This is a genomic window from Staphylococcus sp. acrmy, from assembly GCF_022690565.1.
Lineage (GTDB): Bacteria > Bacillota > Bacilli > Staphylococcales > Staphylococcaceae > Staphylococcus > Staphylococcus caledonicus.
The window spans coordinates 33,749-48,492 of record NZ_JALCVE010000008.1 but is presented as its reverse complement, the minus strand read 5'-3'; the positions used below and the strand labels follow the sequence as shown (position 1 = coordinate 48,492).

The following is a 14,744-nucleotide window of genomic DNA, read 5'->3' as shown; positions in this document are numbered from 1 at the left end:
TAGAATCTGTTAAACTTAAACAGAAAGCTTAGACACGAACTATTTTTGTGTTTTTATGGTTAATGTACAGTTTTTGCCACAAATTTAATACATAGAATAGGAGTTTAAAGATGATTGAACGTTATTCAAGAGAAGAAATGTCTAATATTTGGACAGACCAAAATAGATATGAAGCATGGTTAGAAGTTGAAATTTTAGCATGTGAAGCATGGAGTGAATTAGGTCATATTCCTAAAGAAGATGTTAAGAAAATAAGAGAAAATGCGCGAGTAAATGTTGAACGTGCCAAAGAAATTGAGGAAGAAACACGTCATGATGTGGTAGCCTTTACTAGACAAGTTTCTGAAACTTTAGGTGAAGAACGTAAATGGGTGCATTATGGTTTAACTTCAACGGATGTAGTCGATACTGCATTAAGTTACGTTATTAAACAAGCGAACGAAATTATTGAAAAAGATATCGAACGTTTTATTAAAGTGTTAGAACAAAAAGCTAAAAAATATAAATATACGTTAATGATGGGACGAACTCATGGTGTACATGCTGAACCAACAACGTTTGGTGTGAAGATGGCGCTGTGGTATACAGAAATGAAACGTAATCTAAAACGTTTTAAAGAAGTACGTGAAGAGATCGAAGTAGGTAAAATGAGTGGCGCAGTAGGAACATTTGCGAATATTCCACCAGAAATTGAAAGCTATGTTTGTAAACATTTAGGTATCGATGCTGCACCAGTATCTACTCAAACATTACAACGTGATCGTCACGCATATTATATTGCGACGCTAGCATTAGTAGCTACTTCATTAGAAAAATTTGCTGTAGAAATTCGTAACTTACAAAAAACTGAAACACGTGAAGTAGAAGAAGCCTTTGCCAAAGGACAAAAAGGTTCTTCAGCTATGCCTCATAAACGTAACCCAATTGGTTCTGAAAATATTACTGGTATTTCACGTGTCATCCGTGGTTATATTACAACAGCATATGAAAATGTACCATTATGGCATGAACGTGATATTTCTCATTCTTCAGCAGAACGTATTATGTTACCAGATGTAACTATTGCGTTAGATTATGCATTAAACCGTTTTACAAATATTGTTGATCGTTTAACTGTATATGAAGATAATATGAGAAATAATATTGATAAAACATTTGGTTTAATCTTCTCACAACGTGTATTATTGGCTTTAATTAATAAAGGTATGGTTCGTGAAGAAGCATATGATAAAGTACAACCTAAAGCTATGGAATCATGGGAAACTAAAACACCATTCCGTACATTAATTGAACAAGATAATGATATTACTAACGTTCTTTCTAAAGAAGAATTAGATGAATGTTTCAACCCTGAACATCATTTAAATCAAGTGGATACAATCTTCCAACGTGCCGGCTTAGAATAAGTAACTATTCTTTTCAATGAAATCACTACACTTTAACTATTTAATGCGTTAAAATGAGATTATATTGAAATTGGAATATAGGGGTTGTTTGAGATGCAAATCGAAAAACTACGAGGACAAGCATTAGATGAATTATTTGATGCGATTCTAACACTTGAAAATAGAGAAGAGTGCTATCAATTTTTTGATGATTTATGCACTGTAAATGAAATACAATCATTATCTCAAAGACTTCAAGTTGCTAAAATGATTAAACAAGGTTTTACTTATGCAACGATTGAAAAAGAATCGGGTGCATCAACAGCGACTATTTCTAGAGTGAAACGTTCATTACAATGGGGTAATGATGCTTATACAATAATCCTAGATCGATTAAATATTGAGACGAAAGAATAAGTTTTAATAGTTTAGTTATAGATATCGTACTCATAACTCGAAGATGATTTCCAATTAGGAAATGGTCTTCGAGTTTCTTTCTTTTATAAATGATTTAAATAGAGTCTTTCTAAAGCTAAGTAGGTAGAAATACAAATCGATTTAACGGCTATAAGTTGTAAATTTTCGATGTTAAAATGGTCTAATCTGTTTAGAACTCAAAGATTAAAAATGCTATAATTTAGTGTATGTTAAAAAAAGGAGTTATGGATATATGTACGACATTAAGGAATGGCAACATGTGTTTAAACTTGATCCGGCTAAAGAGATAAGTGACGAAGATTTAGACGCATTATGCATGTCAAACACAGATGCAATAATGATTGGTGGAACAGATAACGTAACCGAGGATAATGTCATTCATTTAATGAGTAGAGTGAGAAGATATCCGTTACCGCTCGTTCTTGAAATTTCAAATTTAGATACTGTTATGCCTGGGTTTGATTTTTACTTTGTTCCAACGGTACTAAATAGTAAAGATACAACTTATTACAATGGTATGTTACATAAAGCGTTAAAACAATTTGGACACATGGTTAATTTTGAAGAAGTCGTATTGGAAGGTTACTTAGTGCTTAATCCAGATAGTAAAGTTGCACAATTGACGCAAGCTGACACAAACCTAGATATTGAAGATGTGGAAGCTTATGCACAAATGGTCAATGAAATGTACAAACTACCTATGATGTACATTGAGTATAGTGGGACTTATGGAGACGTTGAGATGGTGAAAGCAGTATCTCAAATGCTAACCAATACACAGTTAATATATGGGGGCGGCATAAGTTCTCTAGAACATGCGAAAGAAATGAAGCAATTCGCCGATACCATTATCGTAGGAAATATTATATATTCAGACATTAAGAAAGCCCTTAAAACAGTAAAAATTAAAAAGGAGTCTAATAAATGAATTCATTAGTCAGTAATATGAATAAAGAGCAAAGTGAAGCGGTAAGAACTACAGAAGGACCACTACTTATAATGGCTGGTGCTGGTTCAGGTAAGACGAGAGTATTAACGCATCGAATCGCCTATTTATTAGATGAAAAAGATGTCTCTCCTTATAATATTTTAGCAATTACCTTTACTAATAAAGCAGCTAAAGAAATGAAAGAGCGTGTTGAACAATTAGTGGGCGAAGAAGCCCATGTCATATGGATGTCAACTTTCCACTCTATGTGTGTGCGTATCTTAAGACGAGATGCAGATCGCATTGGAATTGAACGTAACTTTACAATTATTGATCCAACCGATCAAAAATCTGTGATAAAAGATGTATTAAAAAATGAAAACATCGATAGCAAACGCTTTGAACCACGTATGTTTATCGGCGCAATCAGTAATCTAAAAAATGAATTGAAGACACCTGAAGATGCGATAAATGAAGCTAATGATTTCCATTCACAAATGGTGGCTACGGTATATAGTGGTTATCAACGTCAATTGTCACGTAACCAAGCGTTAGATTTTGATGACTTAATTATGAAAACGATTAGATTATTTGAACGTGTTCCAGATACGTTAGAATATTATCAAAATAAATTCCAATATATTCATGTAGATGAATATCAAGATACCAACAAAGCTCAATACACACTTGTCAAACTTCTCGCTAGCAAGTTTAAAAATCTTTGTGTTGTTGGTGATTCAGACCAATCTATCTATGGCTGGAGAGGTGCTGACATTCAAAATATTTTATCTTTTGAAGCGGACTACCCTAATGCGAAAACCATTTTCCTAGAACAAAATTATCGTTCGACTAAAACCATCTTAACGGCTGCTAACGAAGTGATTAAAAATAATTCGGAACGTAAACCTAAAGGCTTATGGACAGCTAATACGGGTGGCGATAAGATAAAATACTATGAAGCGATGACTGAACGTGACGAAGCTGAATACGTCGTGCGTGAAATTATGAAGCATCGAAAAATTGGAAAAGACTATAAAGAGATGGCGATTCTCTATAGAACCAATGCGCAATCTCGTGTGTTAGAGGAAACATTTATGAAATCAAATATTCCTTACACGATGGTTGGAGGACAAAAATTCTATGACCGTAAAGAGATTAAAGACTTACTAAGTTATCTTCGAATTGTGGCTAATAGTAATGATGATATAAGTTTGCAACGTATTATAAATGTGCCTAAACGTGGTATTGGTCCTTCATCAGTTGAGAAGATTCAAAGATACGCCGTTGAGAATAATATAAGTATGTTTGATGCATTGGGTGAAGTTGATTTCATCGGACTTTCTAAAAAAGTGACACAAGAGTGTATTCAATTCTACGAGTTAATTCAAAACTTAATTAAAGAACAAGAATTTTTAGAAATAAGTGAAATTGTAACTGAAATCCTTGAAAAATCAGGCTACCGTGACATGCTAGAACGTGAACAAACAATTGAATCAAGAAGTCGTTTAGAGAACATCGATGAGTTCATGTCAGTACCTAAAGACTACGAAGAAAATACGCCTCTAGAAGAACAGTCATTAATTAACTTTTTAACAGATTTATCATTAGTGGCTGATATCGATGAAGCTAATATTGAGAGTGGCGTTACTTTAATGACTATGCACTCAGCTAAAGGTTTAGAGTTCCCAATTGTCTTCTTAATGGGTATGGAAGAATCTTTATTCCCTCATATCCGCGCAATTAAAAGTGACGACGAACATGAAATGGAAGAAGAACGTCGTATTTGCTATGTAGCAATCACACGTGCTGAGGAAGTCTTGTACATTACGCACGCAACGTCACGAATGTTATACGGACGTTCACAATCGAATATGCCTTCACGATTCTTACGAGAGATTCCTGAAGATTTATTAGAAGTACCTGCAAAACAACAACGACAAACGATTACACCTAAGTCCTCATCACAATCGAAGCGAGGTTTTAGCAAGCGTACTACGTCATCTAAGAAACAAGTTTCAGCTTCAGACTGGAAAGTAGGAGACAAAGTGACGCATAAATCTTGGGGAGAGGGTATGGTAAGTAATGTGAACGAGAAAAACGGTTCTGTAGAATTAGATATTATTTTTAAAGCTGAAGGACCTAAACGTTTATTAGCTCAATTTGCCCCTATTAGTAAAAAGGAGGATTAATTAATGGAGAACATCCAAAACCGAGTGAATGAGTTGCATAATTTATTAAATCAATATAGTTATGAATATTATGTGCAAGATAATCCTTCTGTACCAGATAGTGAATATGATAAATTATTGCGTGAATTAATTGATATTGAAGAGGCACATCCAGAATATAAAACCAATGATTCACCTACAGTACGTGTTGGTGGAGAAGCGCAATCCTCATTTGAAAAGGTCGATCATGATACCCCTATGCTAAGTTTAGGTAATGCTTTCAATGAAGCCGAACTACGTCGATTCGATGAACGTATACACGACCATACAGACAATGTGGAATATATGTGTGAATTAAAAATTGACGGATTAGCCGTGTCTCTTAAGTATGTGGATGGCCGTTTCGTACAAGGATTGACACGTGGAAACGGAACGACTGGTGAAGACATAACTGAAAACTTGCGTACCATTCATGCGATTCCTTTAAAAATTAAAGAACCATTAAACTTTGAAGTACGTGGCGAAGCCTATATGCCACGTAGCTCATTTATGGCTTTAAATGAAGAAAAAGAAAAAAATGAAGAACAACCATTTGCTAATCCGCGTAATGCTGCCGCTGGTTCTTTAAGACAATTAGATCCTAAATTAGCAGCCAAACGTAAGTTAAGTGTCTTTCTATATAGTGTAAATAATTTTACTGATTTTGATGCTACTACTCAAAGTGGCGCTTTAGATGAGTTAGATCGTCTAGGATTTAAAACGAATCAAGAACGTGAACGTGTTCAAGATATTGAAGGTGTTTTAAATTATATTGAAAAGTGGACGGCACAACGCGAACAACTTCCATATGATATTGATGGCATTGTAATAAAAGTTAATGATTTGGACCAACAAGATGAAATTGGTTATACTCAGAAATCGCCAAGATGGGCCATCGCCTACAAATTCCCAGCTGAAGAAGTGGTGACCACTTTACAAGACATCGAATTGAGTATAGGGCGTACAGGCGTCGTTACACCTACAGCTATTCTCGAACCAGTGCGTGTTGCGGGAACTACAGTCTCTAGAGCTTCCTTACATAATGAAGATTTAATCAGAGAACGTGATATTAGAATCGGAGATAGTGTAGTTGTTAAAAAGGCTGGGGATATTATTCCAGAAGTGGTTAGAAGTGTGATTGAACGACGCCCAGACGATGCTCAACCGTATCATATGCCAACCCATTGCCCAAGTTGTGGTCACGAACTTGTACGTATTGAAGGTGAAGTAGCTCTACGTTGTATCAACCCTAAATGTCAGGCACAACTTGTAGAAGGTCTGATCCACTTTGTATCACGTCAGGCAATGAATATTGATGGCTTAGGCACTAAAATCATTCAACAACTGTATCATAATCATGTGATTAAAGATGTAGCAGATATTTTCTATTTAACAGAAGATGATTTATTACCGTTAGAACGTATGGGTGCTAAAAAGGTTGAGAATTTACTCACTGCAATTCAAGCCTCTAAAGCAAATTCATTAGAACACTTATTATTTGGTTTAAGCATTCGCCATTTAGGTGTTAAAGCAAGCCAAGTTCTCGCTGAGAAATATGAAACTATGGATCGCTTACTTGAAGTTACTGAAGATGAATTAGTAAGTATTCATGATATAGGAGATAAACTTGCACAATCTGTAGTCACTTATTTGGAAAATGAAGATATACAAGCTTTAATTGAAAAATTGAAAAATAAAAACGTTAATATGGTATATAATGGTGTTAAAACAAGTGAAATAGAAGGGCATCCTGATTTTCAAGATAAAACAATAGTCCTAACAGGAAAGTTACAACAAATGACTCGAAAAGAAGCTTCGGCTTGGTTAGAAATGCAAGGCGCTAAAGTAACAAGCAGTGTAACCAAAAGCACGGACCTTGTTATTGCAGGTGAAGACGCAGGTTCGAAACTAACTAAAGCTGAAAAGTTTGGTACTGAAGTTTGGACAGAAGAACAGTTTATAACTAAGAAAGATGAAATATCAAATTAGAGGAGAACGGCAATGAAGCGGACACTACTATTGGTAATTATGTCGCTTGTGCTGTTAGCGGCATGTGGCAACGGTAATAATAAAAATGATCAATCGGTTAACAAACAAGAAGATACGAGCTCAAATTCAAATAATGTAAAGACAATTGCAACAGATAAGAAAGTACAAGGGGATAATTATCGTACAATTTTGCCATTTAAAGAAAGTAAAGCTAGAGGGGTATTACAAGATAATATGGCCAATAGCTATAACGGGGATGATTTTGAGAGTGGTCTATTAAATTTGAGTAAGGATGTTTTTCCTACCGATGATTTCCTTTATCAAGATGGACAATATTTAGATAAAGATACACTTAATAACTATTTAAACCCTAAATACTCTAAAAAAGAAATCGATAAAATGAGCGATAGTGAGAAAAAATCTAAAAAAGCTAGTGAAAATTTAGGTTTAAATCCTTCACATAATGGAGAGGATGACCCTGAAAAGATAGCAGATGAGTCTCCCGCTTATTTGTCTAATATTTTAGAACAAGATTTTTACGATAACAGTGATACTAAAGGGTCTAATATTAAAGGTATGACCATCGGCTTAGCTATGAATAGTGTTTATTATTATCAAAAAGAAAAAGACGGCGAAACATATAGTAAAAAGCTTGATGATGATGAAATTGAAAAACAAGGTAAAGCTATGGCGTCTGAAATCCTTACCCGCTTAAGAGCAAATGATGATTTGAAAGATATACCTATCCACTTTGCGATTTATAAACAATCTGATCAAAATTCAATTACACCAGGTGAATTTATAGCAAATACTACGGTAGATGAAGATCAAACTAAAATTAATAAATGGAATAAAATTAATGAAGTATCAGCATTATTACCGTCAGAAACTGCAGAGAAGTACAACGAAACTTTAAATAATAATTTCAAGCAATTTAATAATAATCTACAATCTTACTTTACTAACTTTACTCAAGCAGTAGGTAAGGTTAAGTTTGAAGATAAGAAACCAAGACAACTGACAATTGACTTGCCAATTGATTATTATGGTCAAGCTGAAACAATCGGTATTACTCAGTATGTAACTGAACAAGCTGAGAAATACTTTGACGATATTGACAGCTATGAAATTCGCATTAAAGATGGTAACACATCACGTGCTTTAATTAGTAAAACAAAAGACGATAAAGAACCACAAGTTCATATTTATAATAATTAGTCATAATTACAAGACTGATATATAAATTTTAAAAAAGAGTTGTAGAGGTGATTCGATAATGAATTACCTCTACAACTCTTTAATTATCAATACTACGATAGTTATATATGATTTTAGTTTTAAAAAAAAATTTCTTTCCGCTTATTTCTCTTTAATAATAGCTTTTACTTGTGCTAAATCTCGTTCAACAAACTCACCAGGTTGTTGTGTGAATAAGCTAACAACATAAGTAACAATTACACTTACAAGGAAACCTGGAATGATTTCATACATACCAAAGATTTCATTGATACTTGCTAATGGTTTAACTCATGCAATCCATACGATAACGACTAATGCTCCAGCAATCATACCGCTAATGGCACCAGCGCGTGTGAGCTTCTTCCAGTAAAGTGCGAATAATACTAATGGACTAAATGCGGCCCCAAAGCCAGCCCATGCGTTACCAATTAAGTTCAAAATAGTATCATTAGGAGACCAGGCAATAGCAATGGCTACGATAGCTACGACAAGTACTGAGAGTCTACCTACTAATACAAACTCTTTTTGATGTGTTTTAGCGTGTTCTTCACCACGGAATAATTTATAGAAATCTTCGGTTAATGAGCTTGAAGTTACAAGAAGTTGTGAAGAAATCGTGCTCATAATAGCTGCTAAAATAGCTGCAAGTAAGAAACCACCTACAAGTGGATGGAACAGAATTTGACTCATAATAATAAATAATGTTTCAGGATCATTCATCTTAATATCGTTGTCGGCAATAAAGGCAATACCTGTTAAACCAACGCCAACAGCTCCTAAAAGACCAACCGCCATCCAGCTAATACCGATACGACGTGCCTTAGGTAACATCTTGTGTGATTTAATTGACATAAATCTCACAATAATATGAGGTTGACCAAAATAACCTAAACCCCAGGCAAAGAGGGAAATCATACCTAAGAAAGTAGTGCCTCTAAATAAATCTAAATTTGTTGGTTTCATTTCAGCTACACGAGAGAAAGTATCCCATCCCTTTAGTTGCATCATAGCTACGATAGGTACCATAACCATGGCGATTAACATAATCACTCCTTGGAAGAAATCGGTAATTGATACAGCTAAATAGCCTCCAAAAAATGTATATAAAATAACAATGACTGCTACTAAAATAAGTCCAAAGTGGTAATCTAGACCAAATGCACTTTCAAATAGTTTGCCACCTGACACAAAACCAGAGTGTGTATATAAAGTGAAGAATACTACAATGATTAAACCAGAAACAATTTTAATAATAGACTGTTTATCATTTAATCTATTTTTAAAAAAGTCAGGTAGGGTAATCGCATCACCGGCAAGTTCTGTATAAACTCTTAGCCTCGGTGCAACAATTAAATAATTTAAATAAGCGCCAAGCGTTAACCCAATAGTAATCCATATTGCCGATAAGCCAGTACTATAGACTGAACCAGGCAATCCCATTATCATCCAACCACTCATATCTGACGCTCCCGCAGATAGGGCAGTAATGTATGGTCCGATACTTCTACCACCTAACATGTACTCACTTAAGTTACCAGTTGCTTGTTTATAATCGTAGTACCCGATAATAAGTAAAATAATAAAATAAACAGCAATCATGATATATGTTTGCCAACTAGCGTTCACATTACTGCTTAAACTTGCTCCCAAAGTAAACATCTAGAAGTACCCCCTTTGTTTTAAGCTATCTATCACTAAAAATTTAACTTAATCAAAAGCATTACCTTTTAATATTTAGTAATAAGATATTAAATAAATAAGTTACATGTAATATTATACAATATAATGCATGTATTAGAGGAGTATTATTTTTAATTTTCAGATAAAAATATTGTTATAACAGATTAGTAAGCGCTTACTAATAATTAAAGTAAAATAATTGTATTTATACGTATATTGTATATATTGGAAAAAGTTAACTTTAACTATATTTGTACATTTAAATTAACTCAAAAATATTAAATGAGTTACATTAATTTGACTGGACTATAAATTGACAGTAGTATAAGCAAAAAATTTTGTCTTTATTTAGTATAATAGGGTGGTTAACTGACTGTTATAATAATAAATATTTAGATTTTTAAGTGAAAATTTGATACAATTTTATGATGAATGAGTAATAAGGAGGCTTTTTAATTAATGACTAAAGTTACACGTGAAGAAGTTGAACATATAGCACACTTAGCTAGACTTCAAATTTCTGAAGAAGAAACAGAAGAAATGGCTCAAACACTTGAAAGTATTTTAGATTTTGCGAAACAAAATGATACAGCTAATACTGAAGGTATTGAACCAACCTATCACGTTTTAGATTTACAAAATGTCTTACGTGAAGATGAAGCAATCGAGGGCATTCCTCAAGAGCAAGCATTAAAAAATGCTAAAGAAACTGAAGATGGTCAATTCAAAGTACCAGCTATCATGAACGAGGAGGACGCTTAAGATGAGTATTCGCTATGAATCTGTTGAAAATTTATTAAAAATGATTAAAAACAATGAAATCAAACCTTCTGACGTAGTAAAAGATATTTACGACGCTATTGAAGAAACTGATCCAACAGTAAAATCATTTTTAGCTTTAGATAAAGAAAATGCGATAAAAAAAGCTGAAGAGTTAGATGAACTCCAAGCTAAAGGCCAAATGGAAGGCAAGTTGTTTGGTATTCCAATGAGTATCAAAGACAACATTATTACTAAAGATGTAGAAACAACGTGTGCAAGTAAAATGTTAGAAGGCTTCGTTCCTATCTATGATTCAACAGTTATGCAACAATTGCATAATGAAAACGCCGTGTTAATCGGGAAATTAAATATGGATGAATTTGCTATGGGTGGTTCAACTGAAACATCTTACTTTAAAAAAACAGTTAACCCATTTGATCACACTGCAGTTCCAGGCGGCTCATCAGGTGGTTCAGCAGCAGCTGTGGCAGCTGGCTTAGTACCATTTAGTTTAGGTTCTGATACTGGTGGTTCTATTAGACAACCAGCAGCATATTGTGGTGTGGTAGGTATGAAACCTACTTATGGCCGTGTATCACGTTTCGGTTTAGTAGCGTTTGCGTCTTCATTAGACCAAATCGGACCAATTACACGTAATGTTAAAGACAACGCATTAGTATTAGAAGCTATTTCAGGAATAGATAAGAATGACTCAACAAGTGCACCTGTTGATGATGTAGACTTTACTTCTGAAATCGGCAAAGATATTAAAGGCTTAAAAATTGCATTACCTAAAGAATACTTAGGCGAAGGCGTTAATGAAGATGTCAAAGAATCAGTTAAAAAAGCGATTGAAACACTTAAATCATTAGGTGCTGAAGTCGATGAAGTGTCATTACCTAATACAAAATATGGTATTCCATCATATTATGTTATTGCCTCTTCAGAAGCATCAGCAAACTTAGCTCGTTTCGACGGAATTCGCTATGGCTATCATTCTAAAGAAGCGCAATCATTAGAAGAATTATATAAAATGTCTAGATCTGAAGGTTTCGGTGCCGAAGTTAAACGTCGTATCTTCTTAGGTACATTCGCGTTAAGTTCTGGTTACTATGATGCGTACTATAAAAAATCACAAAAAGTTAGAACATTAATTAAAAATGACTTCGATAAAGTCTTTGAAAATTATGACGTGGTTGTAGGTCCAACTGCACCAACGACTGCTTTCAACTTGGGAGAAGAAATTGATGAACCGTTAACTATGTATGCTAATGATTTATTAACTACACCTGTTAACTTAGCCGGTTTACCAGGTATTTCTGTTCCTTGTGGACAATCAAACGGACGACCAATTGGCTTACAATTTATCGGTAAACCTTTTGATGAAAAAACGTTATATCGTGTTGCGTACCAATATGAAACACAATTCAACTTACACGACGTATATGAAAATTTATAAGGAGTGGAAATAATGCATTTTGAAACAGTTATCGGACTTGAAGTTCATGTTGAGCTAAAAACAGACTCAAAAATGTTCTCTCCATCACCAGCGCATTTTGGAGCTGAACCTAACTCAAATACTAATGTTATTGACTTAGCATATCCTGGTGTTTTACCAGTTGTAAATAAACGTGCAGTAGATTGGGCTATGCGTGCATCAATGGCCTTAAATATGGAAATTACAACTCATTCTAAATTCGACCGTAAAAACTATTTCTATCCAGACAATCCAAAAGCATATCAAATTTCACAATTTGACCAACCAATTGGTGAAAATGGATATATCGACATTGAAGTAGATGGCGAAACTAAACGTATTGGTATTACTCGTCTTCACATGGAAGAAGATGCGGGTAAATCAACTCATAAAGACGGATACTCACTTGTTGACTTAAACCGTCAAGGCACGCCTTTAATTGAAATCGTATCTGAACCAGATATTCGTTCACCTAAAGAAGCTTATGCTTATTTAGAAAAATTACGTTCAATCATTCAATATACAGGCGTATCAGACTGTAAGATGGAAGAAGGTTCATTACGTTGTGATGCCAATATTTCTTTACGTCCTTATGGTCAAGACGAATTCGGTACTAAAACTGAATTGAAAAACCTTAACTCATTTAACTATGTAAGAAAAGGTTTAGAATATGAAGAAAAACGTCAAGAAGAAGAATTGTTAAATGGTGGTACTATTGGTCAAGAAACTCGTCGTTTTGATGAATCAACTGGTAAAACAATTCTTATGCGTGTTAAAGAAGGATCAGACGATTATCGTTACTTCCCTGAGCCAGACATCGTACCTTTATACGTAGATGACGAATGGAAAGAACGCGTACGTCAAACAATTCCTGAATTACCAGATGAACGTAAAGCTAAATATGTGAAAGAATTAGGTTTACCTGAATACGATGCACACGTGTTAACTCTTACAAAAGAAATGTCAGATTTCTTTGAAGGTGCCATCGACCATGGCGCTGACGTTAAATTAACATCTAACTGGTTAATGGGCGGCGTTAACGAATATTTAAATAAAAACCAAGTTGATTTAGAAGATACTAAATTAACACCTGAGAACTTAGCGGGCATGATTAAACTTATTGAAGACGGTACAATGAGTAGTAAAATCGCTAAGAAAGTCTTCCCAGAATTAGCTGAAAATGGTGGCGACGCTAAGCAAATCATGGAAGACAAAGGATTAGTCCAAATTTCTGATGAAGCTACATTAACTAAATTTGTAGTTGAGGCTTTAGACAATAACCCACAATCGGTTGAAGATTACAAAAATGGTAAAGGTAGAGCTATGGGCTTCTTAGTAGGTCAAATTATGAAAGCTTCAAAAGGACAAGCTAACCCTCAAAAAGTAAATCAATTATTAAAACAAGAATTAGATAAAAGATAAGTATAATTATTAATATTTAGGACATATGTCCAAAATTAATAGGCTTGAAGGTGATTCAATAAGAACTCATCTTTAAGCCTTTTTTATTTCAAATATCCTGCATCTCGTGATTAAAATTCTGCAAATTGAAAAGTAAAGTAAAGATAATTGATTGAAATACTTTTAACTTACTTGCAAATCATTTAATATAAATATATGTATAAAAAGTTGAGGGATAATTTATGAGAAAACGGGCAAGAATCATCTATAATCCAACTTCTGGAAAGGAATTATTCAAGAGAACTTTACCAGATGTTTTAATAAAATTAGAGCGAGCAGGTTACGAAACAAGCGCGTATGCCACTGAAAGAGAAGGTGATGCTACGCTAGAAGCGGAACGTGCATTGAAACAAAATTATGATATTTTAATAGCTGCAGGTGGTGACGGTACACTTAACGAGGTAGTAAATGGTATTTCCGAACAACCGAACCGTCCTAAGCTAGGTATCATTCCAATGGGAACCGTTAACGATTTCGGCCGTGCATTACACTTACCTAATGATATTATGGGCGCAGTCGATGTCATTATTGATAACCATACAACAAAAGTTGATATTGGCAAGATGAATAATCGTTATTTTATTAATTTAGCTGCAGGTGGTCAACTAACCCAAGTATCATATGAAACGCCAAGTCGTTTGAAATCCATAGTTGGTCCTTTTGCTTATTACATTAAAGGTTTTGAAATGTTACCACAGATGAAGGCTGTCGATTTGCGAATAGAATATGATGATAACGTTTTTCAAGGTGAAGCACTATTATTCCTATTAGGTCTTACAAATTCTATGGCTGGTTTTGAAAAGTTAGTACCTGACGCTAAACTAGACGACGGCCATTTTACGTTAATTATCGTTGAAAAAGCAAATCTAGCTGAATTAGGCCATATTATGACATTAGCATCCCGTGGAGAACATATTAAACATCCTAAGGTGATATATGAGAAAGCGACATCAATTAATATTTCGTCATATACTGATATGCAACTAAACGTAGATGGTGAATATGGCGGTAAATTACCAGCTAATTTCTTAAATTTAAAACGTCATATTGAAGTGTGTACGCCTAAAGATATTTATAATGAAGATTTAACAGAGGACCAACAAGTTAATGATGTAACCGAGACGTCACCAATCGAAGAACAATAATGATAAATTAAACTAAATAGTTATAGAACGAGA

General features: G+C 34.2%; 10 protein-coding genes and 1 pseudogene. 10 read left to right on the top strand and 1 reads right to left on the bottom strand.

Annotated features, from left to right (window positions below; translation table 11 throughout):
- The first annotated feature begins 110 nt into the window (after nucleotides 1–110).
- From purB to FH144_RS09085, 6 genes are all read left to right on the top strand, one after another.
- Nucleotides 111–1,406: an adenylosuccinate lyase gene (purB, locus tag FH144_RS09110; protein WP_107507716.1), complete on the top strand. Its 1,296-nt coding sequence runs from the start codon at nucleotides 111–113 to the stop codon at nucleotides 1,404–1,406.
- Nucleotides 1,407–1,499: 93 nt separating this feature from the next.
- A complete protein-coding gene (locus FH144_RS09105; RefSeq protein WP_107507717.1) occupies nucleotides 1,500–1,802 on the top strand; it encodes a YerC/YecD family TrpR-related protein in 303 nt (100 codons plus the stop codon).
- Between the two features lie 253 nt (nucleotides 1,803–2,055).
- The gene (pcrB, locus tag FH144_RS09100; protein WP_242315280.1) at nucleotides 2,056–2,751 is read left to right on the top strand and encodes a heptaprenylglyceryl phosphate synthase; all 696 of its coding nucleotides are present in this window, start codon (nucleotides 2,056–2,058) and stop codon (nucleotides 2,749–2,751) included.
- The gene (gene pcrA / locus FH144_RS09095) at nucleotides 2,748–4,940 is read left to right on the top strand and encodes a DNA helicase PcrA (protein WP_242315277.1); all 2,193 of its coding nucleotides are present in this window, start codon (nucleotides 2,748–2,750) and stop codon (nucleotides 4,938–4,940) included. Before pcrB ends, pcrA begins: the two co-directional genes overlap by 4 nt.
- Nucleotides 4,941–4,943: 3 nt before the next feature.
- Nucleotides 4,944–6,947, top strand: a complete 2,004-nt coding sequence (gene ligA, locus FH144_RS09090) for an NAD-dependent DNA ligase LigA (protein ID WP_242315275.1) — start codon at nucleotides 4,944–4,946, stop codon at nucleotides 6,945–6,947.
- A 12-nt stretch (nucleotides 6,948–6,959) separates the two neighbouring features.
- Entirely contained in the window at nucleotides 6,960–8,165 is a 1,206-nt protein-coding gene (locus tag FH144_RS09085; protein ID WP_107507721.1) for a CamS family sex pheromone protein, read from the top strand.
- Nucleotides 8,166–8,306: 141 nt separating this feature from the next.
- Here the strand turns inward: FH144_RS09085 and putP are convergent.
- Nucleotides 8,307–9,845 (bottom strand): annotated as a pseudogene (putP, locus tag FH144_RS09080) (sodium/proline symporter PutP).
- A gap of 480 nt (nucleotides 9,846–10,325) precedes the next feature.
- Between putP and gatC the strand changes: the two are divergent.
- The 4 genes from gatC (at nucleotide 10,326) to FH144_RS09060 (ending at nucleotide 14,711) form a co-directional block, all read left to right on the top strand.
- Entirely contained in the window at nucleotides 10,326–10,628 is a 303-nt protein-coding gene (gatC, locus tag FH144_RS09075; RefSeq protein ID WP_107507723.1) for an Asp-tRNA(Asn)/Glu-tRNA(Gln) amidotransferase subunit GatC, read from the top strand.
- Nucleotide 10,629: 1 nt separating this feature from the next.
- Nucleotides 10,630–12,087 carry an Asp-tRNA(Asn)/Glu-tRNA(Gln) amidotransferase subunit GatA gene (gene gatA / locus FH144_RS09070; protein ID WP_242315273.1) on the top strand — a complete coding sequence of 486 codons (1,458 nt, stop codon included), beginning with the start codon at nucleotides 10,630–10,632 and terminating at the stop codon, nucleotides 12,085–12,087.
- A gap of 12 nt (nucleotides 12,088–12,099) precedes the next feature.
- Complete coding sequence (gene gatB / locus FH144_RS09065; protein ID WP_242315271.1) at nucleotides 12,100–13,527, top strand: Asp-tRNA(Asn)/Glu-tRNA(Gln) amidotransferase subunit GatB; 1,428 nt, start codon at nucleotides 12,100–12,102, stop codon at nucleotides 13,525–13,527.
- A 221-nt stretch (nucleotides 13,528–13,748) separates the two neighbouring features.
- The gene (locus FH144_RS09060) at nucleotides 13,749–14,711 is read left to right on the top strand and encodes a diacylglycerol kinase (protein ID WP_242315269.1); all 963 of its coding nucleotides are present in this window, start codon (nucleotides 13,749–13,751) and stop codon (nucleotides 14,709–14,711) included.
- Nucleotides 14,712–14,744 lie beyond the last annotated feature (33 nt).

Coding starts and splice junctions, on each gene's coding strand:
- purB (WP_107507716.1), top strand. CDS start 111: ATGATTGAACGTTATTCAAGAGAAGAAATGTCTAATATTTGGACAGAC.
- FH144_RS09105 (WP_107507717.1), top strand. CDS start 1,500: ATGCAAATCGAAAAACTACGAGGACAAGCATTAGATGAATTATTTGAT.
- pcrB (WP_242315280.1), top strand. CDS start 2,056: ATGTACGACATTAAGGAATGGCAACATGTGTTTAAACTTGATCCGGCT.
- pcrA (WP_242315277.1), top strand. CDS start 2,748: ATGAATTCATTAGTCAGTAATATGAATAAAGAGCAAAGTGAAGCGGTA.
- ligA (WP_242315275.1), top strand. CDS start 4,944: ATGGAGAACATCCAAAACCGAGTGAATGAGTTGCATAATTTATTAAAT.
- FH144_RS09085 (WP_107507721.1), top strand. CDS start 6,960: ATGAAGCGGACACTACTATTGGTAATTATGTCGCTTGTGCTGTTAGCG.
- gatC (WP_107507723.1), top strand. CDS start 10,326: ATGACTAAAGTTACACGTGAAGAAGTTGAACATATAGCACACTTAGCT.
- gatA (WP_242315273.1), top strand. CDS start 10,630: ATGAGTATTCGCTATGAATCTGTTGAAAATTTATTAAAAATGATTAAA.
- gatB (WP_242315271.1), top strand. CDS start 12,100: ATGCATTTTGAAACAGTTATCGGACTTGAAGTTCATGTTGAGCTAAAA.
- FH144_RS09060 (WP_242315269.1), top strand. CDS start 13,749: ATGAGAAAACGGGCAAGAATCATCTATAATCCAACTTCTGGAAAGGAA.